The 21000-nt window shown below is 33.9% G+C and carries 24 protein-coding genes; 5 read left to right on the top strand and 19 right to left on the bottom strand.

From position 1 onward, the window contains the following. Positions 1-22: 22 nt before the first annotated feature. Positions 23-622, top strand: a complete 600-nt coding sequence (locus tag FHP05_RS00665; RefSeq protein WP_147665093.1) for a YhcN/YlaJ family sporulation lipoprotein — start codon at positions 23-25, stop codon at positions 620-622. A 37-nt stretch (positions 623-659) separates the two neighbouring features. On the opposite strand, the gene FHP05_RS00660 is transcribed toward FHP05_RS00665, so the two are convergent. Both FHP05_RS00660 and FHP05_RS00655 read right to left on the bottom strand, forming a co-directional pair. Further along, positions 660-899 (bottom strand): hypothetical protein, encoded by a 240-nt coding sequence (locus FHP05_RS00660; protein WP_147665091.1) that lies wholly within the window; start codon positions 897-899, stop codon positions 660-662. A gap of 184 nt (positions 900-1083) precedes the next feature. Beyond that, on the bottom strand, positions 1084-1392 hold the full coding sequence (locus FHP05_RS00655; protein WP_147665089.1) for a YlaH-like family protein: 309 nt from the start codon (positions 1390-1392) through the stop codon (positions 1084-1086). A gap of 183 nt (positions 1393-1575) precedes the next feature. Between FHP05_RS00655 and FHP05_RS15235 the strand changes: the two genes are divergently transcribed. Beyond that, positions 1576-1749, top strand: a complete 174-nt coding sequence (locus tag FHP05_RS15235) for a DUF5325 family protein (RefSeq protein ID WP_191126193.1) — start codon at positions 1576-1578, stop codon at positions 1747-1749. A gap of 9 nt (positions 1750-1758) precedes the next feature. On the opposite strand, the gene FHP05_RS00650 is transcribed toward FHP05_RS15235, so the two are convergent. The 9 genes from FHP05_RS00650 to FHP05_RS00610 form a co-directional block, all read right to left on the bottom strand. Beyond that, positions 1759-2574 (bottom strand): inositol monophosphatase family protein, encoded by an 816-nt coding sequence (locus FHP05_RS00650; protein ID WP_147665087.1) that lies wholly within the window; start codon positions 2572-2574, stop codon positions 1759-1761. A gap of 165 nt (positions 2575-2739) precedes the next feature. Continuing rightward, the gene (locus FHP05_RS00645; protein WP_330998053.1) at positions 2740-2940 is read right to left on the bottom strand and encodes a hypothetical protein; all 201 of its coding nucleotides are present in this window, start codon (positions 2938-2940) and stop codon (positions 2740-2742) included. 474 nt (positions 2941-3414) lie between these two features. Then, positions 3415-3519, bottom strand: coding sequence for a GapA-binding peptide SR1P (locus tag FHP05_RS00640; protein WP_147665083.1), 105 nt, complete (start codon positions 3517-3519; stop codon positions 3415-3417). Positions 3520-3822: 303 nt separating this feature from the next. Beyond that, positions 3823-4686, bottom strand: coding sequence for a polysaccharide deacetylase family protein (locus tag FHP05_RS00635; protein ID WP_147665081.1), 864 nt, complete (start codon positions 4684-4686; stop codon positions 3823-3825). Positions 4687-4863: 177 nt separating this feature from the next. Then, the gene (gene lpdA / locus FHP05_RS00630) at positions 4864-6270 is read right to left on the bottom strand and encodes a dihydrolipoyl dehydrogenase (protein WP_147665080.1); all 1407 of its coding nucleotides are present in this window, start codon (positions 6268-6270) and stop codon (positions 4864-4866) included. A gap of 4 nt (positions 6271-6274) precedes the next feature. Next, the gene (locus FHP05_RS00625) at positions 6275-7555 is read right to left on the bottom strand and encodes a dihydrolipoamide acetyltransferase family protein (protein ID WP_147665078.1); all 1281 of its coding nucleotides are present in this window, start codon (positions 7553-7555) and stop codon (positions 6275-6277) included. Positions 7556-7584: 29 nt separating this feature from the next. After that, positions 7585-8562 (bottom strand): alpha-ketoacid dehydrogenase subunit beta, encoded by a 978-nt coding sequence (locus FHP05_RS00620; protein ID WP_147665076.1) that lies wholly within the window; start codon positions 8560-8562, stop codon positions 7585-7587. Between the two features lie 3 nt (positions 8563-8565). After that, the gene (gene pdhA / locus FHP05_RS00615) at positions 8566-9648 is read right to left on the bottom strand and encodes a pyruvate dehydrogenase (acetyl-transferring) E1 component subunit alpha (RefSeq protein WP_147665074.1); all 1083 of its coding nucleotides are present in this window, start codon (positions 9646-9648) and stop codon (positions 8566-8568) included. Positions 9649-9980: 332 nt separating this feature from the next. Further along, the gene (locus tag FHP05_RS00610; RefSeq protein WP_191126192.1) at positions 9981-10634 is read right to left on the bottom strand and encodes a YkyA family protein; all 654 of its coding nucleotides are present in this window, start codon (positions 10632-10634) and stop codon (positions 9981-9983) included. A 188-nt stretch (positions 10635-10822) separates the two neighbouring features. Between FHP05_RS00610 and def the strand changes: the two genes are divergently transcribed. The 3 genes from def (at position 10823) to rnjA (ending at position 13934) form a co-directional block, all read left to right on the top strand. Further along, complete coding sequence (gene def / locus FHP05_RS00605; RefSeq protein ID WP_147665070.1) at positions 10823-11374, top strand: peptide deformylase; 552 nt, start codon at positions 10823-10825, stop codon at positions 11372-11374. A gap of 678 nt (positions 11375-12052) precedes the next feature. After that, the gene (locus FHP05_RS00600) at positions 12053-12262 is read left to right on the top strand and encodes a DNA-dependent RNA polymerase subunit epsilon (protein WP_147665068.1); all 210 of its coding nucleotides are present in this window, start codon (positions 12053-12055) and stop codon (positions 12260-12262) included. Positions 12263-12266: 4 nt separating this feature from the next. Then, the gene (rnjA, locus tag FHP05_RS00595) at positions 12267-13934 is read left to right on the top strand and encodes a ribonuclease J1 (protein ID WP_147665066.1); all 1668 of its coding nucleotides are present in this window, start codon (positions 12267-12269) and stop codon (positions 13932-13934) included. Between the two features lie 41 nt (positions 13935-13975). Here rnjA and FHP05_RS00590 read toward each other — a convergent pair whose 3' ends face one another. The 8 genes from FHP05_RS00590 to FHP05_RS00555 form a co-directional block, all read right to left on the bottom strand. Next, the gene (locus tag FHP05_RS00590; RefSeq protein WP_147665064.1) at positions 13976-14647 is read right to left on the bottom strand and encodes a potassium channel family protein; all 672 of its coding nucleotides are present in this window, start codon (positions 14645-14647) and stop codon (positions 13976-13978) included. A 275-nt stretch (positions 14648-14922) separates the two neighbouring features. Further along, complete coding sequence (locus FHP05_RS00585; RefSeq protein ID WP_147665062.1) at positions 14923-15375, bottom strand: TlpA family protein disulfide reductase; 453 nt, start codon at positions 15373-15375, stop codon at positions 14923-14925. 104 nt (positions 15376-15479) lie between these two features. Beyond that, entirely contained in the window at positions 15480-16022 is a 543-nt protein-coding gene (locus tag FHP05_RS00580) for a peroxiredoxin (RefSeq protein WP_147665060.1), read from the bottom strand. A gap of 159 nt (positions 16023-16181) precedes the next feature. Then, on the bottom strand, positions 16182-17669 hold the full coding sequence (locus tag FHP05_RS00575) for an MDR family MFS transporter (protein WP_147665058.1): 1488 nt from the start codon (positions 17667-17669) through the stop codon (positions 16182-16184). 71 nt (positions 17670-17740) lie between these two features. Continuing rightward, entirely contained in the window at positions 17741-18202 is a 462-nt protein-coding gene (gene cbpB, locus FHP05_RS00570) for a cyclic-di-AMP-binding protein CbpB (RefSeq protein ID WP_147665057.1), read from the bottom strand. 496 nt (positions 18203-18698) lie between these two features. Continuing rightward, positions 18699-18983: a PTS sugar transporter subunit IIB gene (locus FHP05_RS00565; RefSeq protein WP_147665055.1), complete on the bottom strand. Its 285-nt coding sequence runs from the start codon at positions 18981-18983 to the stop codon at positions 18699-18701. A gap of 93 nt (positions 18984-19076) precedes the next feature. After that, positions 19077-20426, bottom strand: coding sequence for a PTS galactitol transporter subunit IIC (locus FHP05_RS00560; protein WP_147665053.1), 1350 nt, complete (start codon positions 20424-20426; stop codon positions 19077-19079). Positions 20427-20504: 78 nt separating this feature from the next. Next, positions 20505-20963, bottom strand: coding sequence for a PTS sugar transporter subunit IIA (locus FHP05_RS00555; protein WP_147665051.1), 459 nt, complete (start codon positions 20961-20963; stop codon positions 20505-20507). Positions 20964-21000 lie beyond the last annotated feature (37 nt).

Below are 21000 nucleotides of genomic sequence, written 5' to 3'. Positions count from 1 at the left end.
TTATTTTTAGGAGGAATGCTAAATGAATATTCGTACCCTTGTTTTAATTATCGGTGTTACTCTATTGTCTGGTTGTATGCAAACGAATGAAGAAAAATCTTTACAGTCTGAAAATGATAACAATCGTTTTGTCCAAGTGAAGCAGTCTGATCAATCGGGTAAAGCGAATAGGTCAAATGAACAAATCGCCAACCATTTGGCAAATATTGCAGCGCAAACACCAAATGTAGAAGACTCTGCAGCAATTGTTGCGGGGCCATATGCTGTCGTTGGAATTGATGTAGATCAAAAACTCAATCAATCAAGGGTTGGCACCATCAAATATACTGTATCTGAGGCTTTACGTGATGATACCTACGGGAAAACCGCTGTAGTTATTGCAGATGGCGATATTAACCAACGTATAAGAAATATGGGAGATAAAATAAGTCAAGGATACCCTGTACAAGGTGTCATTGAAGAATTAGCTGCAATTATTGGAAGGTACATGCCAGACCTTCCCACACCACAACAACAGCCAATAGAGCCAGATCAAAACAAACAAAAGATGCCAAAAGATGAAAGAGAAAAATTAAATGACACACAAGATGAGCAATCGAATCACCAAAAAAATAATAAATAAAGAAATAGATGCTAGTATTTGACTAGCATCTATTTCTTTATTGGTAATTACCTTCTTTTACATCATTATAATACTGTACACCAAACTGTGAACCCTCAGAGACCATTTTAGCATTTTCAATATCGTCTATTTCGTTGGTTCCAACCTGGTCAGGGATTCCTGCATAATGCAATGTATCCATTGCCTCTTCATTATTTCTCATTTTTTGATATAGATAGTATGTTCCAGTTCCTACTGCAACAGCAGCAGCTACAGTTAAAAGCATTCGGTTGTTCACTTTTTACTCACCCCTTATACTTATTTATACCCTAAATGTTTTTAATCAAACATTTCTTTAAAAGAAAGGCAGAACTCCAAAAAAAATATGGATTTTAGAAGTACACTTTGTAAAATAAATAAACCTGCATTTGTAATTTACCCAAAGTAAAAAGCCCCCTATTTCTAGAGCGCTTTTAGTTAAATTATGTATTTTCTTGTTTGTTTTTTCGTTGATGATGTAAACGAAATCGATAAATTGCTAAGACAATTGTCGTTATAATTAAACTTTCTGTTATTGGTAATTTAAATATACTAAAGACAGTAATAACTAATGTTCCAATGGCCAATAAAAAATAAACAATAATATTTTTTCCGAGTGACAACTTGCGAGCAAATCCTAATTTATAAGAAATCGCACCAAAAATAAGATTTAAAACATATAAAGTCCAATACATATTGTCTTCGCCATAGGCATCAAGTATATAATTAAAAATAATGCTAAATTGGTACATACAGTGTCTCCTCTACATAAATTCTTTGTATCTTAAATTATGATAGCATTATTTTTCAAAAAATAAAATAAATCCACTTCAACTTGTTTTGCTAAGGCCCATTCATTTTGATTCTCCATAAAATATACGATATAATTATATTGTAAATACATTCACATCTTATAGACATAGAGGTGCTCATACATGAAAAAAATAGATTTTCCCATGTTATTATTAGCCATCCTGGTTATTTCAATGTTCATCGGTGTCGCTATTGGTATTTCCTTTAAAAACATATGGATGATTCTAATAATGTTAGTCTTAGGTTTTGCTTTTATGGGATTTGGCATATCTATCAAACAAAAACGAACGGAGTGACTTGGTTTATCAAGTCACTTTCCTTCCTTTTGTAATATAATTTTTTATTATTATTTCTTGGATTGCTGGATTGCAGGTTAGAATTGGACTTTGTTTCAGCATATGTACAGATTCCCCATCAATTGTTGTTGTTACTCCACCAACTTCATTTACGATCACAATACCTGCAGCAATATCCCATGGTGCTAAGTTCAATGTAAGGTATGCATCTAAAATCCCTTCTGCAATATATGCAAATTCTAAAGCAGCTGAACCATATGATCTTGTGCCACGCACAGTTCGCACAAATTTTTCCATTACTTTTTCATCAACCAATCGATTATGACATAACCAAAAATGGTTCATTCCTATGATTGATTTTTCCAAGGTAAGATCACGCTTCAATGGTGTTAATTTTACTTTATTTTTATAAGCACCTTCCCCCTTTTTTGCATGATACAATACGTCTCTCTTCACATCATAAATCAGACCTATTTCACCAACACCGTTATAGTAAATGCCAATGGATATTGCAAAATTACTTTTTTGATGTACAAAATTTGTTGTTCCGTCAATTGGATCAATAATCCAAACTGTTCCAGTTAAATTATCTAATGAATCACCAAACCCTTCTTCACCAAGAATAAAGTGATTAGGGTATGTACTACGAATTTTATTTACAAAAAACTTTTCTGTTGCTTGGTCAATTTCTGTTACCAAATCATTTGGATTGGATTTTGTTTCAATATGTAATGGGTCATTCATTTTTTCCCGAATCATAGAACTTGCCTCGTATATCCATTTTATTGCTTGCTGAAAAATATTATCCCGAATGATTTTCTCCATTTTTCATTCCCCTACTTCCAAATATTTCTTTTATCTTACTCAATGTTACGTTAAAACTCCAACTATCTCTAATCTCTAAAAAACTGCTACGAATGAGAGAATACTGCTAACATGCAAAAAAAGGACCCTTATACATATTTGGGTCGACATTCATAAGTATGTTAATCAATTTCCTTGAATCTTTAACAATCGGTTTCGTAAATGATGTAATTTTTCTTTCGCTCTAATAATCTTTACTGTATCATTATCCTGCATGGCATCGTATAAAGTCAATAATTCATAATCAATTTCCATCCGTATAACTGGCAATTTTGCTGCTTCTTCCTCCCTGCGTAACGTCTCCAAAACATACTTCAATTGAAACACATCCTTTTTTTATCATTTAAGTGAAATCTTCAATCAGTGAGGTTTTCTCCATCCCACACTGATTGTTAGCACCACAAAGGGATGATCTAAAGGTTTTTGAACGAATTGGGCGTTTAACTTGTTGCCCGTCCTCCTCTTATAATACTTGAAGTGGGGCTGGTTCTTACAGCCAGTTTAATCTACGACAAGTAATCATGATGTTTTTCTATTGACTTTGGACACGAATATTTTTAAATTGGCCTAATATAAATGTTTCTATATATATATGTTATGCTATAGATTTTTGTTCATTATATTCTTTTTATAAATCATAACCTTTCTTTATTAATCTTAAATATTTTTATAAAGCAAAACTAAATTAAAATTGTATTTATTATTTAAAAAACACATCGGGAATTAATTAGTCACCGATGTGTTTCGTTATTCTATACAAACTTTCTATTCACATTAAAAAACATATAGATGAACGAAAGATTATTTAGATTTACAATTAGAACATTTTCCGTATAATGTTGTGACCTTTTCAGCTGGATAATGTTCCACTACTTTTTGACAGTCCTTACAAACAATTGTCCCCATTTATTATCCTCTCCTTATAATGTAACTTAATCATTTATTAGTATAACACATTATATATAAAATTCTATATTAGCATGACATAAAGTGAATATTTTATTCGTGAGGATTTTCCTCATCCTTCACTGATTATTAGACAACAAAGGGATGACCTAAAGGACCTTGAACAAATCGAGCATTCGATCTACAACTTATATCCAATTTATAATTCTTGATTCCCCTTAAATTCCTTAAAGCGGGGACCTTACAGCCAGTTATACTACAGTACATAAAAAAATCCCATTCAATAAGAACAGGATTTTCAAATTAATATACTTGAATTAAATTAGGGTCAACAATCGTATATCCTTTTTCACGGAGCCCGATAATAATTTCCTCTAAAGCATCTTTTGTCCATTTTCTATCATGCATTAATAAATTTGCACCATTTCCCAACAGTTCTGTCTGTAACATGATTTCTACAAGAGCTTCTTTTTCCATATATTCCGCTTGAAAATCATAGCCATAGGACCAATTCATAAGTACCATTTCTTCTTCATCAGCCAACTTTTTGGAAAAATCCGTATTTGCTCCATGTGGTGCTCGAAAAAACAGTGGTTTTTCGCCTATAATTTCTTCCACCATCTCATTCACTTGCTCTATTTCTTTTGCTTGTTTATTTTCATTTAAATCTGGTAAATATGCATGACTATATGTATGATTTCCTATTATAAAGCCCATGTCATATATTTGTTTTAGTATTTGCTTTTGTTCATCTGTTTCTAGCAAATGCCCATTTACGAAGAAAATTGCACCCGCATTATTTTCTTTTAATATTTCAGCCATTTCTAATGCATGTTGATCTGGTGCATCGTCAATTGTTAAAAGAACAATATTTTCATCTATATCCTCGTTTAATGGGCGGATTGACCAAGTTTTCTTATCTACTACATATTGAGGAGCTTTTAATTTTTTATCATTTTCCTTTGCTTTTTTCTCATTTACTTTATTAGCAGATTCTTTTTTCTTTACTTTTTCTGATTTCGTTTGTGTATCTTTGTTCGATGTCTTTTCTTTTTGTATTTGTTGTTCTTCTTCTACCATTTTTTCTTTGTTAGTTTCTGATGCACAAGCCATTAGTGTAATCATGATTATTAATACAGATATAAATAACCACATATTGTTTCTCATCATCACCCCTCCTACAAATTCTATTATAACGAATAATAAGACGAGATGAATATGATTTTTTAAAAACATCTTAAAGACAACAAGAGAACCATCTCTACTCGTATTAATCTAATCAACTGCATTGGTAAAAAGCAAAAAAGAGACAGTCTTATTTGACTGTCTCCTCTTCAAGGCATCTTATAACATATGTGTTGGTTTACCAATTGCAACATCAGCAGCTTCCATTGCCATTTCACCTAGTGTAGGGTGTGCGTGGATAGTAAGTGCGATGTCTTCTGCTGTCATACCTGCTTCTACTGCAAGGCCAAGTTCTGCAATCATGTCACTTGCATTAGGTCCTGCAATTTGTGCACCAATAACAAGTCCGTCTTCTTTTCTTGTAATTAATTTTAAGAAGCCGTCTGTGTTATTCATTGATAATGCACGACCGTTTGCTGCGAACGGGAATTTAGAAGCCTTTACATTAATTCCTGCATCTTTAGCTTCTTTCTCTGTATATCCAACAGATGCTAATTCTGGATCAGCAAATACAACTGCTGGAATACCTAAGTAATCAATTTCAGATTTTTCACCACTGATTGCTTCAGCAGCAATTTTTCCTTCATAAGAAGCTTTATGTGCTAATGGTGGTCCTGCTACAATATCACCAATCGCATAAACATTTTCTTTATTTGTACGGCATTGTTTATCAACTTTGATTAGCCCGCGGTCATCTAGTTCAATACCAGCTTGCTCTAAACCAAGTTCGTCTGTATTCGGACGGCGTCCAACAGTTACTAATACATAGTCAGCTTCAACTGTTTCTTCTTTTCCGTTTACTTCATAGGAAACTTTTACGCCGTCTTTTGTTTCTTCAACACTTTTTGCCATTGCTTCTGTAATAATAGAAGCACCTTTTTTCGTAAGGTTTTTCTTAACAAGTTGGCTCATTTGCTTCTCAAAGCCACCAAGAATATTTTTTGTACCTTCTAAAATAACAATCTCTGTTCCAAAGTTGGCATATGCTGAACCTAATTCAGTACCGATATAGCCACCGCCAATAACAACCATTTTCTTAGGAATCTCTTTTAGTGCTAATGCCCCAGTGGAATCAATCACACGTTCAGAGAATTTGAATCCTGGAATTTCGATTGGTCTTGAACCAGTCGCTATAATACAGTTATTAAATTTATATGTTTGGGAGTTCTTTTCATCCATCACTTTCACAGTGTGTTCATCAACGAAATAAACTTCCCCTTTTACTATTTCTGCTTTGTTTCCTTTTAGAAGACCTTGTACTCCTGATGTCAGTTTATTAACGACACTGCCTTTCCATTCTTGTACTTTCGTGAAATCCACGGAAACGTTCTCTGTTTTAATCCCTAATTCTTCATTTCCTTGTGCTTGTTGTGCTAAGTGACCTGCTTGGATTAATGCTTTTGATGGAATACAACCAACATTTAAGCAAGCACCTCCCAATGCATCTTTCTCAACGATTGTCACTTTTTGGCCCATTTGCGCAGCACGAATTGCTGCAACATATCCTCCTGGACCTGCCCCAACTACTAGTGTGTCTACTTCAATCGGAAAATCCCCTACTACCATACATCTACGCCTCCATCATGATTAATTGCGGATCGTTTAATAAACGCTTGATTTGATTTAGAGCTAACTGAGCTGTAGCACCATCAACAATTCGATGGTCAAAACTCAATGATAATGCAAGTACTGGAGCGATTACAATTTCTCCATTACGAACAACAGGTTTTTCTGCGATTCGGCCAATTCCGAGAATTGCAGCCTCTGGATAATTAAGGACAGGAGTAAACCATTGCCCACCAGCTGATCCTATGTTTGTAATTGTACTTGAAGCCCCTTTCATCTCCTCAGATGTTATTCTACCACTTCGGGCCTTATCTGCCAATTCATTTATCTCTTTTGATATATCAAAGATAGATTTTCTATCAGCATCTTTTACAACTGGAACTAAGAGTCCTTTATCTGTATCAGCCGCAATACCAATATTGAAATAATGTTTATATATGATTTCATCTGTTTCATCATCAACAGATGCATTTAAAATTGGATGCTTTTTCAATGCGGAAACAAGAGCTTTTACTACATATGGTAAGTATGTTAGTTTAATTCCTTGTTCATTAGCAATTTCTTTAAATTTCTTACGATGTAAAACAAGTTCAGTAACATCAATGTCATCCATTAATGTAACATGCGGTGCTTTTGTTTTGGAATTAACCATCGCTCCTGCAATTGCACGGCGAATTCCACTCATTTTTTCACGTGTTTCTGGATATTGACCGACCGGTACTTCAGGAGTAGTAGTCACTTCTTCTTTATCTTTTGTAGTATCTACTGTTTCTGCTTGTTCTACCTGTCCACCATTCATAAACTGATCAATATCTTCTTTTAGGATACGACCGTTTTTACCTGTACCAGTTACTTCATGAATATTTACATCATTATCACGAGCATATTTTCTAACAGATGGCATGGCGATAACAATTTTTGTTTCAGTTGATTTTTCTATTATTTCTTTTGATTCTTTCGTTGCTTCTTTTGAAGGAGTATCTGATTCCTCTACAACAGCTTCCTCTTCTTTTGTAGACTCTTCTTCCACTTCTTCATCCTCATAACCTTCTGCATCAATTGTAATAAGTGGGTCTCCTACAATTGCAACAGTTCCTTCATCAACATGAATCTTTAGTACGGTTCCCTCTTCTGGCGATGGGATTTCAACAACTGCTTTATCATTTTGTACCTCACATAGTACGTCGTCTTCTTGAACTTCATCGCCTTCTTTTACAAACCATTTAACGATTTCACCTTCATGAATTCCTTCACCGATATCAGGGAGTTTAAATACAAATGCCATGAGATTTGACCTCCTATTCTTTCTTCTTATTAAAAGTTAAGTACATATTTTACTTTTTCAATAATATCTTTATCATTTGGTAACCATGCTTTTTCTGCTTCAGAGAATGGATACACAGTGTCTGGTGCTGTTACACGAATAACTGGAGCTTCTAAATGTAAAATTGCTCTTTCTTGAATTTCAGCGGCTACATTTGCTGCAATTCCAGCTTGACGTTGTGCTTCTTGAACAACGACAACACGATTTGTTTTTTGAACAGATTCAATAATTGTTTCATAATCAATTGGTGAAACAGTACGTAAATCAATTACTTCTAGATCAATATTTTCTTTTTCTAATTGTTCTGCTGCTTTCAATGCAGAATGAACCATCGCACCATACGTAACGATTGTTACATCTTTTCCTTCACGCTTTACATCAGCTTTACCAAGTTCAATGGTGTACTCTTCTTCCGGTACTTCTCCCCGGAAAGAACGATATAATTTCATATGTTCTAAAAAGACAACAGGATCATTATCACGAATAGAAGCAAGTAATAATCCTTTTGCATCGTATGGCGTGGATGGGATGACTACTTTCACACCAGGTTGCTGTGCAATTAATCCTTCTAGGGAATCTGCATGTAATTCTGGTGTATTAACACCACCACCAAATGGAGAACGAATTGTAATTGGCGCTGATTCTGTATTTCCTGAGCGATATCTCATTCGGGCCATTTGTCCATTAATAGCATCCATTGTTTCATAAACAAAGCCGAAGAATTGAATCTCTGGCACCGGACGAAATCCTTCTAATGCGAGTCCAATAGCAAGTCCATTAATAGCGGATTCAGCTAAAGGTGTATCAAATACACGCTTTTCTCCAAATTCATCCTGCAATCCTTCCGTAGCTCGGAATACACCACCATTCTTACCGACATCTTCCCCAAACACTAATACATTTTCGTCATTTTTTAGTTCTATTCGTAATGCATCAGTGATTGCCTGAATCATTGTCATTTGTGCCATGATTTATTTCGTCTCCTTTGCTTTATATTCTTCCATTTGTTCTTGTAGATTGGATGGAAGTTCTTCAAACATATTTCCAATAAAGTCTGTCACTTTTTGTTTTGGATATTTATCTGCTTTTTTAATTGCTTCTTTTATATCTGCTTTTGCTTGTTCAATTACCTTATTCTCTTCTTCTTCAGACCATAGTTTTTTATCTTCTAAAAACCTCCGGAAACGAACAAGTGGATCTTTCTTCTCCCATTCCGTATCAAGATCTGATGTACGATAACGTGTCGGGTCATCCCCTGCCATCGTATGTGGCCCATAACGGTATGTGATGGTTTCAATTAACATTGGACCTTCACCTTTTACTGCACGCTCACGAGCATGTTTCGTAACAGCATAAACTGCTAGTGGATCCATCCCATCAACTTGGATTCCTTCAATACCAGCGGCAACCGCTTTTTGAGCTAATGTTTTGGCAGCAGTTTGTTTATCCCGTGGTACGGAGATAGCAAAACCATTATTTTGAACCACAAAAATACAGTTTGCACCATAAGCACCTGCAAAGTTTATTCCTTCATAGAAATCCCCTTGTGATGTTCCTCCATCACCTGTATAAGTAATCGCTACAGCATCTTTCCCGCGCATTTTCATTCCAAAGCCTATTCCTGTCGCTTGAATGTATTGTGCACCAATAATAATTTGCGGACTTAGCGCACGTACACCTTCTGGCATTTGATTCCCATGGAAATGACCTCTTGAGAAGAGAAATGCTTGATATAAAGGAAGACCATGCCATATTAACTGTGGTACATCACGATATGCTGGTAGTAAAAAGTCTTCTTTTTTTAATGCGAAATGGCTCGCAATTTGTGATGCTTCTTGCCCTGCTGTAGGTGCATAAAAGCCAAGTCTCCCTTGTCTATTTAAGGCAATAGAACGTTGGTCTAATATACGTGTATAAACCATTCTCCTCATCAATTCTTTTAGCTCGTCATCTGATAGATCAGGCATAGCTTCTTTATTTACAATTTTTCCTTCTTCATTTAGGATTTGAAACATTTCAAATTGCTTTTCCACATTTTTTAATACATGTTTCATTTTCCTTCACCTCTTCCTTTCTATAAGTAATTATCCTTTATCTAGCTTACCCAAACAACAAAATAATGTACGTCTGCTTGAGAAAACTTTCATCTGTTACATAAATGAAATAAGTTCAAGTAGTACAAACATCTATTTACTAGTTTAACCCTGTAACAGAAATTGGTCAACCATTTTGCAACATATATGATATCAACCATTGACACATCTTTCTTATCCCTACACAGTAACACCAAACTGTTATAGTTCAGAATAACACCTGTACTAGTATAGTTTGTTATATACATAAAAAAATAGGACCCTTTATTTTTATATGGCCCTGTTTTGAATTCCTATTTATATGATACATTCAAATCTGCTTCTTCATAGAATTTTTTCTTTAAATCATTATATTCCTTTGTTTTCTTATTAAATTCATCATTCATTTCAATCAATTGTTTATAACTGTCATTTAGTTTTTCTAATTGGTCTGATAATTGATCCTGTGTTGAGTTTTCTTTAGATAAAATGTCATATAGCTCTTTTTCTAACTTTAATGAGGCCGTATACTCTTTATGAAATTGATCATAAGTATCATAACGATCCATCATTTTTTTATACATTTTATCTGCTGTTTTCTTTAATGAATCATCTTCTAATTTCTTTTTTACATTTTCTACTTTTTCAAATTCCTCTTTCGAAGAGTGTAAACTTTCCTGTTCTAAATTTATCTTTTCTAACCGCGTTTCAATCGTCTTTTTTGCATCATTAGATAATTTTTTAATTTTATCCAATTCATCCAAAGGTAAGTCTATAATTTTTTTATAAATAGCTTGTTCCTTTTTCTCAAGCTCCGCTAAATCAGATTGTTGTTGTTCAAACTCTTTTTCCAGCGACACAACTTCTTCTAACTGTCCATGAATTTTCTCTTCCACTGATCCCCCACATGCAGTAAGTAGCATCATTAAACTGATTAAGAGAAAAAGATAAATTCTTTTATTGTACATTTTTCCTCTCTCCTTACAATATAAACAATTGTTTTGTAGCAAGTATACCATAAGCAACATACGCTAAGATATGAATATTTTATGTTGGTCCTATGCCAATTATATGTTTTGTTATATGACATTATGTTAAACTATTAAATAGATTTTATTAAAAGATATAATCTCGTATTTATTTGGGGTGAAAAATAATGATTACAATGAAGGATGTTGTGCGTGAGGGCCATCCTGCTTTAAGAGAAAGAGCTAAAGATGTTTCATTGCCAGCTTCTGAAGAAGAAAAAGAAACATTAGAAAAAATGCTCACCTTCCTAAAAAATAGCCAAGACGAAGAAATTTGTGCTAAATATAATTTACGTCCTGGTGTAGGATTGGCTGCACCTCAGCTTGGTATTACAAAACGAATGATAGCTGTTCATTTTGAAGACTATAAAGGAAAACAATATAGTTATGGCCTTTTCAACCCAAGGATAGTTAGTCATTCAGTCGAACTTGCTTATTTAACAGCTGGAGAAGGATGTTTATCCGTAGATCGTGACGTAAAAGGTTATGTTCCAAGATATGCACGAATCACATTAAAAGCAACTGATTTAGATGGTAATGATGTGAAACTACGATTAAAAGATTTCGCTGCAATTGTTGTGCAACATGAAATAGATCATTTAAACGGCATTATGTTCTATGATCACATTAATGAAGATAATCCATTCCAAGCTCCACCTAACTCAAAAGCTATTGGTTAAAAAATCTGCCCTATTTCATAATTAGGGCAGATTTTTTCTATTATATATTATAAAAAAATTGCATCTAAGCATAAAGAGAAGAAGGTTTAGGAACGAATAAAGATTAAATAGATGTATAAGTTGTTTATGCCATGTTAACTATAATAGTACATATATTAAAAAATAAAAAACAACTACAAGATAAGTCAACATACATATGTTATCGACATATAATATATTACCGATTATTTATAAACTTAAGGGATAACCCTTTCAATATTCCAAAAAGGGTATTATAATGAAGATATGTAGTAATGGATCGGTTGAACGTATTGGGGCTTTTTTCTAAAAATCGAAAGGAGATGCCCATCTATGTTAAAACGTCTAAGAGAAAAGCTAAAAAAACGTTTGAAAGATTTATTGGGCAGAGGGCGTGTTCCAACAACATATAAAAATAATAACCAATCATCTTAACTGACATACAATTTGCCATTTTTTGCAAATAAAAAGCTGGATGATACACAGGTCTTATAAATCCAAAAATAGAACGAATTAGTAACATAAAAATAATTACAGATGACGGAAAAAGAAAAACTTTCACTAGTTATCGTACGTTTGATAACCATTTTTGAACCGGATTTTTACGGAATAAAAGAAGTAATAAAATAAACAAACAAAGATTAGGAGAGATGAAATACTATGATATTTAAAGTCTTATATCAAGAAGATCCAAATGAAATAGCTACTCGCGAACGAACAAAAAGTATTTACATTGAAGCAGATTCCATTCGTGATGCACGTAAAAAATTAGCAAATAAAACAATTAACATTGAATACATTCAGCCCCTAAATAAAGCACATTTAGCCTATGAAAAACAATCGGAAAATTTTGAATTGGAGACAATCTAAGCAAATGAAATTTGTTAAAAACGATCAAACAGCAGTATTTGCATTAGGTGGGTTAGGTGAAATCGGAAAAAACACATACGGTATCCAATTTCAAGATGAAATTATTTTAATTGATGCTGGTATTAAATTCCCTGAAGATGAACTTCTCGGAATTGATTATGTTATTCCAGATTATACTTACCTTGTTCAAAATCAAGATAAATTCAAAGGTTTATTCATTACACATGGACACGAAGATCATATCGGGGGTATTCCCTACTTACTTCGTGAAATAAATGTGCCGATTTATGCTGGAAAATTAGCAATGGGGCTTATTAAAAATAAATTAGAAGAACATGGGCTATTAAGAAATGCCAAATTAAATATTATTCAAGAAGATGACGTTATCAAATTCCGTAAAACATCTGTAAGCTTTTTCCGTACTTCCCATAGTATTCCGGATTCATATGGGATGGTAGTAAAAACACCACCAGGAAACATCGTTCAAACTGGGGATTTTAAATTTGATTTTACACCTGTTGGAGAACCAGCTAACTTAACAAAAATGGCACAAATAGGAAATGAAGGAGTACTTTGTCTTATTTCAGACAGTACTAACAGTGAAATTCCTGGTTTTACCATGTCAGAAAGTGTGGTTGGCGAAACGATCCACGATATATTCAACCAAGTAGAGGACCGAATTATCTTTGCTACTTTTGCATCTAACACATATCGATTACAACAAGTTGTATCAGCAGCAGTAAAATATGACCGAAAAATTGCTGTATTCGGAAGAAGTATGGAAGCCGCTATTAATCTTGGACAAGAACTCGGCTATATCCAAGCACCGAAAGATACGTTTATAGAAGCAAACCAAATTAACCGACTCCCAGCAAATAAAGTTACGATTTTATGTACCGGTTCCCAAGGAGAACCTATGGCAGCTTTATCACGAATAGCTCGAGGTACACATAAACAAATTAAACTTATCCCAGGAGATACAGTGATTTTCTCTTCTTCACCAATCCCTGGTAATACCATAAGTATTAATCGAATTATTGACAAGCTTTATCGTGCAGGAGCAGAAGTTATTCACCATAAAGTAAGTGACATCCATACTTCTGGTCACGGAAGTCAAGAAGAATTAAAATTAATGTTACGATTGATGAAACCTAAGTTTTTCATGCCAATGCATGGAGAGTACAGAATGTTAAAGGAACATACGAAGCTTGCTGAGGCTTGTGGAGTCGATTCAAAAAATACATTCATAATGGATAATGGAGAGGTCTTAGCATTAGGAAAAGACACTGCAAAAATCGTAGGAAAAATTCCTGCTGACTCCGTTTATGTTGATGGGAAAGGAATTGGTGATATTGGAAATATTGTACTTCGTGATCGCCGAATCCTATCACAAGAAGGTTTAGTAATTGTTGTTGTAAGTATCAATATGAAAGAATTTAAAATATCCTCTGGACCAGATATTATCTCACGTGGCTTTGTGTACATGCGTGAATCGGAAGACTTAATTAATCAAGCGCAAGAACTTGTCGATGAACATTTACACAAAATCATGAAACGAAAAACAACCAAATGGTCTGAAATAAAGAATGAAATTACAGATACAATAGCACCATTTTTATTTAAAAAGACAAAAAGAAGACCGATGATTTTACCAATCATTATGGAAGTATAATCAAAAGGGAGAACTTCATGTTCTCCCTTTTTGTGTACCGTTTATTCATCATCTTCTATGACAAGTTCTTTTTCAAATTTAGAGATATCATGATCTGCCCCAATAACAATTAAAATATCATTTTCTTGCAATAATTCATCTGCCATCGGAGATACATTAATATCATTCCCCTGCCGAATTGCCACAACGTTACATCCATAATTCGCACGAATATCTAGGTCAACTAATGATTTTCCAATCATTTTATCACTCGTTTTCACTTCCACAATACTATGATCATCAGATAATTCTAGATAATCCAATATATTATTCGAGATAATACTATGAGCAATTCTTTTCCCCATATCTCGTTCTGGATGCACAACATGATGTGCACCTATCTTATCTAAGATTTTACCATGATAATCATTATTTGCTTTAACTGTTATTTTCTTTACACCTAAATCAGTCAAGATAACGGTCGTAAGAATGCTTGCCTGAATGTTATCACCAATTGAAACAATGACATGGTCAAAGTTATTTATTCCCAATTCTTTTAATGTCGCCTCATCTGTCGTATCCGCAATCACCGCATGAGATGCAATATTTTTAAATTCATTTACCTTTTCTTCACTAATATCAATTGCTAATACATCCATACCTTCTTTACTTAGTTCGTAACAAATACTACCACCAAATCGTCCTAAACCTATGACAGCAAATTCTCTTTTCATAAAGCTTCCTCCAAATCGAACAATTATCTTCCAACATAGTGTACCACACTATCTATTTTGCCGTCTTGTTATTCGATAGTATTATTTCCAATGCATCTCATTTCGAACTGGAATTTTACAAGTTCATAATATTCACCACGGTTGTATATTAACGGATTGTGACTACCAAATTCTAATATTTTTCCATTCTCTAACACAAAAATCCTAGCTGCTTCACGAATGGATTCGAAATAAAAAAACTGTCTATATCTCTAGACAGTTTTAAAATAGAATATTTACTTTGTTTTTTTGCCTAATACTCGGTTGACACGTTTGCGTAACATCTTCATTCCGCCGCCACCCGCTTGAAAATGCCGTAATTGCCCTTCTTTATCAAAGACATAATATGCAGGGACATATTGATTTTCAAAGGCATCAGTTAATGCATGATCATTATCAACAAAAATAGGTTGTATAATATCATGTTCCTTAGCCACTTCTTTCACTTGATCAATATCTAGGTCTTTTTCTGAACGCGGCATATGAACAGCAAGCACATTTAGTTCATCTTTATATTCATCACGGAACTCATTTACGTTTGGCATTGCTTCTTTACAAAGTCCACAACTTACAGACCAAAAATGAATAAGTGTTGGTTTGTCTCCAAGTAAATCATCTTTTTTAATAGGACTACTATTCAACCATTCCGTAGCACCAGCTAATTCTGGTAATGGATCTCTTAATCGCATAAGATTCCTCCTTTTAAAAAAACAAATATTTCATTATAAGACAGAAAAGGAACTGACCTTTTCTTTACTATTATGGATCAGTTCCCACTGTTTATGAAAAATAATTATAGAGTTTTTTGTCCCGGTTTCCAGTTTGCAGGGCATAGTCCACCAGTTTGTAGGGCTTGTAGTACACGCAATGTTTCATCAACATCACGACCAATATCGTTATGGTTTACTACTTGATATTTTAGTTCGCCTTCTGGGCTAATAATAAATAGTCCGCGAAGTGCAACCCCTTCTTCTTCAATCAATACACCATACTCTTTAGAAATCGCATGGTTTGTATCAGCTGCTAATGGGTAGTTTAAATCACCTAGCCCATTGTCTTCACGTGCAGTGTTAATCCATGCTAAGTGAGTATGAATTGTATCTGTTGATACACCAATAATTTCTGCATCTAGATCTTGGAATTCTTCGTAACGGTCAGACATCGCAGTGATTTCTGTTGGACATACGAAAGTAAAGTCCATTGGATAGAAGAAAAATACAGTCCATTTATCATTTTTCATATTTTCTTCCAGACTTACCTTCCCAAATTCTTTATTCGGCATAACTGCATCCATTTCAAAACGTGGTGCCTGTTTTCCAACCATTCTTTCCACCATATGTAATCCCTCCAAAAATTATTATAATAATAATTACCATCAATATCCATTATAAAATATTTACTTTTTTAAGTCAATTTTAATTAATAATAATTTTAATATAGACTTAAAATTGTCATTTTTCACTTTCTATTTATTATCTTCATCTCTACAATATTCTCATTTATTTTTATATCTTGGCATAAAAAGTATAAAAATAAAGCTAAGTAACGCTAAAACAAATAGCCCTGTATAAACAGTGTGTAAACCTATGGTAAGCCCCTCTTGTAGGATTGTTTCTACACTATTGGACAATTTTTCACGCTCAACTGGATCTAATAATATATTTATTGAATCTAGTGAAACGTGATCATTACCTTCTATTTGATTAATATGTTGTTGAATTTGCTTATTCAATATTCCCCCTAAAAGTGCAACACCAATTGCACTTCCTAAAGAACGCATAAACATATTACTCGCTGTAGCAATTCCTCGTATTTCCCACTTAACATTACTTTGAATCGCAACAATAAATGAGGTACTTGTTAATCCCATTCCAATCCCAATAAATAATGAACCAGTTCCAGCCCAAATAGGTCCTCTTTCAGGTGTCAAAAAATAAAAGAATAAACTACCAGTAAGTAAAGCAATTCCACCCAGTAGAGAGGTTTTACGGTAGCCAATTTTTAATAAAAGTCTGCCTGCGATAGTTGAAGCAATTGGCCAACCAATAGACATCATCGTTAGGGTAAATCCTGCGATGGTTGCCGTTTCCCCCATGACCCCTTGCACAAATGCTGGTAAATAACTAGATACTCCAATAATTATCATCCCAGTTGTTAAAGAAGTTATATTAGCAATAAAAATGAGGCGCTTTCTCCATAATTCAAATGGCATAACAGGAGTGTCCACACGTTTTTCATGAATATAGAACAAAGTCAAGCTAATAATTAAGATGCTAAGCAAACCTAGAGTAACAGGGGATTGTAATATTTCTTTATTTCCACTCTCAGTTAAAAGTATCATAAGAGAACTAACTGCAATAAATAGCAAAGTAGTACCTTTATAATTGATAGTTTGACCCTTTTTTTCAACTTTTTCATGTAGAAAAAGGACAATTCCAAGCATCGCTAAAATCCCTAGTGGAATGTTCATCCAAAATACATACCGCCAATTTAAAATATCAACAAACAATCCACCTAATAACGGGCCTGATACTGCAGAAATCCCCCATACACTAGATAAGTAGCCTTGGATTTTAGCTCGTTCTGTTTTATTATAAATATCTCCAACAATCGTCGTAGCCATTGGCATTAAAGCTCCAGCACCTACTCCCTGAATAAAGCGTGCAGCAATAAGCATTTCCATGGAGGTACTAAATCCCGATAATGTCGAACCGATTAAAAATATACATGTTCCTCCAATAAAAATTGGCTTTCTACCATAAATATCAGCTAATTTCCCAAAGATTAATACGGTAGAGGCGTTTGTTAATATATAGCTAGAAAACACCCAACTATATAATGAAAATCCACCCAAATCAGCGACAATACTTGGCATCGCCGTTGCGACGATTGTTCCTTCTATTGCAGCTAGAAACATCCCTAGCATGACTGAGGCAAGAACAAACGGACGATGTGTTTTTTGGCGTAATATTTTTTCTCTCATATACAATCCCTGCTCTTACCTGTTTATTTCAATTTCTTATATCAAAGAATCAAATTCAAAACGTTTTCATATTATTGGTAAGCTTTTTGATTGATTAGATAGTAATCTTTTCTTGCCTGTTTTAAAATAGCACGTCTCGTTAAAATTCCGTCAAAATGGTGATTCTCATCAACTACACATATAAAAGGGTAATCGATTACCGCTTTTAAACCTTCAATATACGAATCATTCCCAGACAATACAGGTATATCTGCATTCATCACTTCTTTTACTTTCATTTCAGACAGTCTTTCAAATTCAAAACGCTCTAATCCAAGTGTTTCATTTAATATAATGGATTTTCCAATAATACCTTCTAATTTATATGATGCATCAACAACAGGAACAGCTGAATAACCCGTTTTAACAAGTACTAACAAAGCATGTTCCAATGGATTATTTATTTGTACATGGGCCACTTTCTCGGATGGAATCATTAAATCCTTCACACTTAATTGTGATGATTCATTATTTTTATTTTGCATAGCATTCATCGTATTCCTCCTTCTGAACCTCTTACAACAAATATAAAATCAGTAGGGAAATGTATCCCTTTAAGTTTTTTTACACTCCAGATTCTATACGTAGGTCTTACAGTGTCTGAATTTCTTTCCATTTTAAATACCTTCACCATTGTATTTACGGAAGCATAAAATGACTCATTCATATTTAATTAGAAAAAAGGCACCACCAATATTTTACCATAATTACACCATTAACTAAATAAAGTGCTTAAAGAGAAGGATAAGAACATTACTTAGAAAATAATAAGTAATGATAATAAAACAACTTTATTATCTAAACAATAAGAAAAAAGCAACCGACCAACCATTTCACGAGAAACTAGAATAGGTTACTTTTTGTAAATGATTTATTAATTACTATTTTATAGCAGATTAACTGGTTGTAAGATCCCCACTTCAAGAATTCAAGGGAATCAAGATTTATAAGTGGAGGGATGAAGACCCCCCCAATGGTTGAAGCTTCACTCTATTTCATAATTTTCTTCAGAACTTTCTCATATACTGTATCATCACCAACTCCAGTCAATAACGGTATGCCATCAATTGTTTTATGTTTTATAGAATTTGGAACGATAGTAGTTGAAATAACGATATCGTATTCATCAATTCTTCCTATTGCTTCACTTATTTTTGATTGGTGTAATATCACTCTGTCTTGTATATTCTTTTCATGTAACCAAGATTTCACTTTACCTGTAACGACTGTTGATGTTGCAATACCAGTTCCACACATAATTAATAGTTTTTTCAAAAGAAAGTTCCTCCTTTCTCAAAATCCTACTTTTCTCTTCATTAAGATTTTGCCTTTACCTAGTTTTAGTACTATCACAAAAATAGCTTATAATTAACTTACTTGATTTTTTTCAGATGATTTGTGAGCGGGTTTTATTTTATTTATATACACTAATCCACCTAAAATGATAAGTCCCATGATTCCAATTCCATACCAGCTAATAATTTTTGTAATCCCAACGAAAATATATGTTGTCCAAACCGCACCATCAACTAGGGATGAAATACTTGAATTCGCCCCCATGTCAAAACTGGCTGCTTGTGCTGCATTTGTAAATAATGGTGCTATCCATGTAGCAATATAGAGTCCAATACCAATATAAAATGACCCTGCGATAACAGTCCGAATAATATCCCCTTTAAATACAGGTACCATCAAACAAATCAAAAAGGGAATTGTTGCTAAATCACCAAAAGGTAGCACGGTGTTTCCCGGTAAAATAACGGCTAAAAATAATGTGATAGGAACAATGATTAATGACGCTGACAAGACAGCTGGATGACCGACAGATAATGCACTATCCATTCCGATATATAAATTTCTATTAGGAAATCGCTTTTTCACTATATTACCTGCTGCTTCAGAAACAGGTGATAATCCTTCCATTAAAAGTGCAACCATTTTTGGCATTAACAACATAACGGCGCCTGTTTGAATAGATAATTGTAAAATTTCTGTTACATTATATCCAGCTAAAATTCCAATGACAGCTCCTATTAAAACACCTAATACGGTCGAATCACCAAAGATACCTAATCTCTTTTGAATTATCTCGGGATTTGCTTCCAACTTATTGAACCCTGGTATTTGATCAAATAACCAATTTAAAGGTTTAGCCACTAAGTAAGAGGGAACAGATCCTGCATGGGGAAATGTGATATTTTTAAATCCATAGAATTTCTCAATATCCTTCTGAAGAATGTCGCCTAATAAAAATATGAACAATAAATGAACGATAATGGTAAACAAACCAAGACCAAAATCATCTGTTAATACATAAACAAGTGACCCTGTAAACGCACAGTGCCAGTAGTTCCAAATATCAATGTTTAGTGTCTTCGTTAATCCAATTAACAATAATAAAATATTTATCCCTATACCGATTGGGATTGCTAAACTTCCCAATGCTGTTCCATAAGAAATGGCAGCAGCTGCTGGCCAACCGATGTCTATTGTATGTAGTTCAAATCCAAAGTTATTAACCATTGCTTGTGCAGCAGGTCCAAAGCTGTCCGTTAAAAGCCCGATGACCAAATTTAAACCTATAAAACCAATTCCAACCGTTATTCCTGCTCTAAATGCGCGTCCAGGTGCGGTTCCAAGTATACGTGCAAAAACAAAAATAATAATTGGCAGCATGACACTTGCGCCAAGGTCAACAAACCATTGTAGAATATCCATTAATTATCTCCTCTCCTGCCGTTATACATCTTCATTTAGTAATCTATCTTAAGCTTTCTCGTAGACTGGCTGGAAACATTACTTATAATCTAATTGTTCCTGTAGTATTGCCATAATCTTACCCGTTTCTTCTAACAAGACTAATTTATTCATTGTCACTTTATCCTGAAACATTTCCATAAGTTTTTGTAATAGTATTGGTTGATCCTTCGGTGTCGTTAGCGCTAACATGAATATTAGTGAAACCTCTACATTTTTATAGACATTTCCCATTTCCATAAACGGAACAGGTTTTTTCAGCGAAGCAAAAGCAAGTTGTGATTGAATCACCTTATCTCCATCTGTATGTGGAATTGCGACGCCATATGGTACAAAATGTAATCCTGTTGGAAATTTTTCTTCTCTTTCTAAAACACTTTCCGGGAATTTTTCTTTGACATAACCTGATATATGTAACTGGCTTCCAAGGATTCCCAGTGCTTCCTCTTTGGTTTCCACCTCTAGATTGATGAAAATCAAATTAGGATCTATTTGCATATAATGCTCCTTTCCTGACTTGGTGTTAGGTCTCAAG

This window comes from Cerasibacillus terrae (assembly GCF_008039555.1).
Classification (GTDB): domain Bacteria; phylum Bacillota; class Bacilli; order Bacillales; family Amphibacillaceae; genus Cerasibacillus; species Cerasibacillus terrae.
This window is presented reverse-complemented; position numbering and strand designations above follow the sequence as displayed.

Excerpts from the sequence above, each read along its gene's own strand:
- FHP05_RS00665 (WP_147665093.1), top strand. The coding sequence starts at position 23 with ATGAATATTCGTACCCTTGTTTTAATTATCGGTGTTACTCTATTGTCT.
- FHP05_RS00655 (WP_147665089.1), bottom strand. The coding sequence starts at position 1,392 with ATGTACCAATTTAGCATTATTTTTAATTATATACTTGATGCCTATGGC.
- FHP05_RS15235 (WP_191126193.1), top strand. The coding sequence starts at position 1,576 with ATGAAAAAAATAGATTTTCCCATGTTATTATTAGCCATCCTGGTTATT.
- FHP05_RS00650 (WP_147665087.1), bottom strand. The coding sequence starts at position 2,574 with ATGGAGAAAATCATTCGGGATAATATTTTTCAGCAAGCAATAAAATGG.
- FHP05_RS00640 (WP_147665083.1), bottom strand. The coding sequence starts at position 3,519 with ATGGGGACAATTGTTTGTAAGGACTGTCAAAAAGTAGTGGAACATTAT.
- FHP05_RS00635 (WP_147665081.1), bottom strand. The coding sequence starts at position 4,686 with ATGAGAAACAATATGTGGTTATTTATATCTGTATTAATAATCATGATT.
- lpdA (WP_147665080.1), bottom strand. The coding sequence starts at position 6,270 with ATGGTAGTAGGGGATTTTCCGATTGAAGTAGACACACTAGTAGTTGGG.
- FHP05_RS00625 (WP_147665078.1), bottom strand. The coding sequence starts at position 7,555 with ATGGCATTTGTATTTAAACTCCCTGATATCGGTGAAGGAATTCATGAA.
- FHP05_RS00620 (WP_147665076.1), bottom strand. The coding sequence starts at position 8,562 with ATGGCACAAATGACAATGATTCAGGCAATCACTGATGCATTACGAATA.
- pdhA (WP_147665074.1), bottom strand. The coding sequence starts at position 9,648 with ATGAAACATGTATTAAAAAATGTGGAAAAGCAATTTGAAATGTTTCAA.
- FHP05_RS00610 (WP_191126192.1), bottom strand. The coding sequence starts at position 10,634 with ATGTACAATAAAAGAATTTATCTTTTTCTCTTAATCAGTTTAATGATG.
- def (WP_147665070.1), top strand. The coding sequence starts at position 10,823 with ATGATTACAATGAAGGATGTTGTGCGTGAGGGCCATCCTGCTTTAAGA.
- FHP05_RS00600 (WP_147665068.1), top strand. The coding sequence starts at position 12,053 with ATGATATTTAAAGTCTTATATCAAGAAGATCCAAATGAAATAGCTACT.
- rnjA (WP_147665066.1), top strand. The coding sequence starts at position 12,267 with ATGAAATTTGTTAAAAACGATCAAACAGCAGTATTTGCATTAGGTGGG.
- FHP05_RS00590 (WP_147665064.1), bottom strand. The coding sequence starts at position 14,647 with ATGAAAAGAGAATTTGCTGTCATAGGTTTAGGACGATTTGGTGGTAGT.
- FHP05_RS00585 (WP_147665062.1), bottom strand. The coding sequence starts at position 15,375 with ATGCGATTAAGAGATCCATTACCAGAATTAGCTGGTGCTACGGAATGG.
- FHP05_RS00580 (WP_147665060.1), bottom strand. The coding sequence starts at position 16,022 with ATGGTGGAAAGAATGGTTGGAAAACAGGCACCACGTTTTGAAATGGAT.
- FHP05_RS00575 (WP_147665058.1), bottom strand. The coding sequence starts at position 17,669 with ATGAGAGAAAAAATATTACGCCAAAAAACACATCGTCCGTTTGTTCTT.
- cbpB (WP_147665057.1), bottom strand. The coding sequence starts at position 18,202 with ATGAATGCTATGCAAAATAAAAATAATGAATCATCACAATTAAGTGTG.
- FHP05_RS00560 (WP_147665053.1), bottom strand. The coding sequence starts at position 20,426 with ATGGATATTCTACAATGGTTTGTTGACCTTGGCGCAAGTGTCATGCTG.
- FHP05_RS00555 (WP_147665051.1), bottom strand. The coding sequence starts at position 20,963 with ATGCAAATAGATCCTAATTTGATTTTCATCAATCTAGAGGTGGAAACC.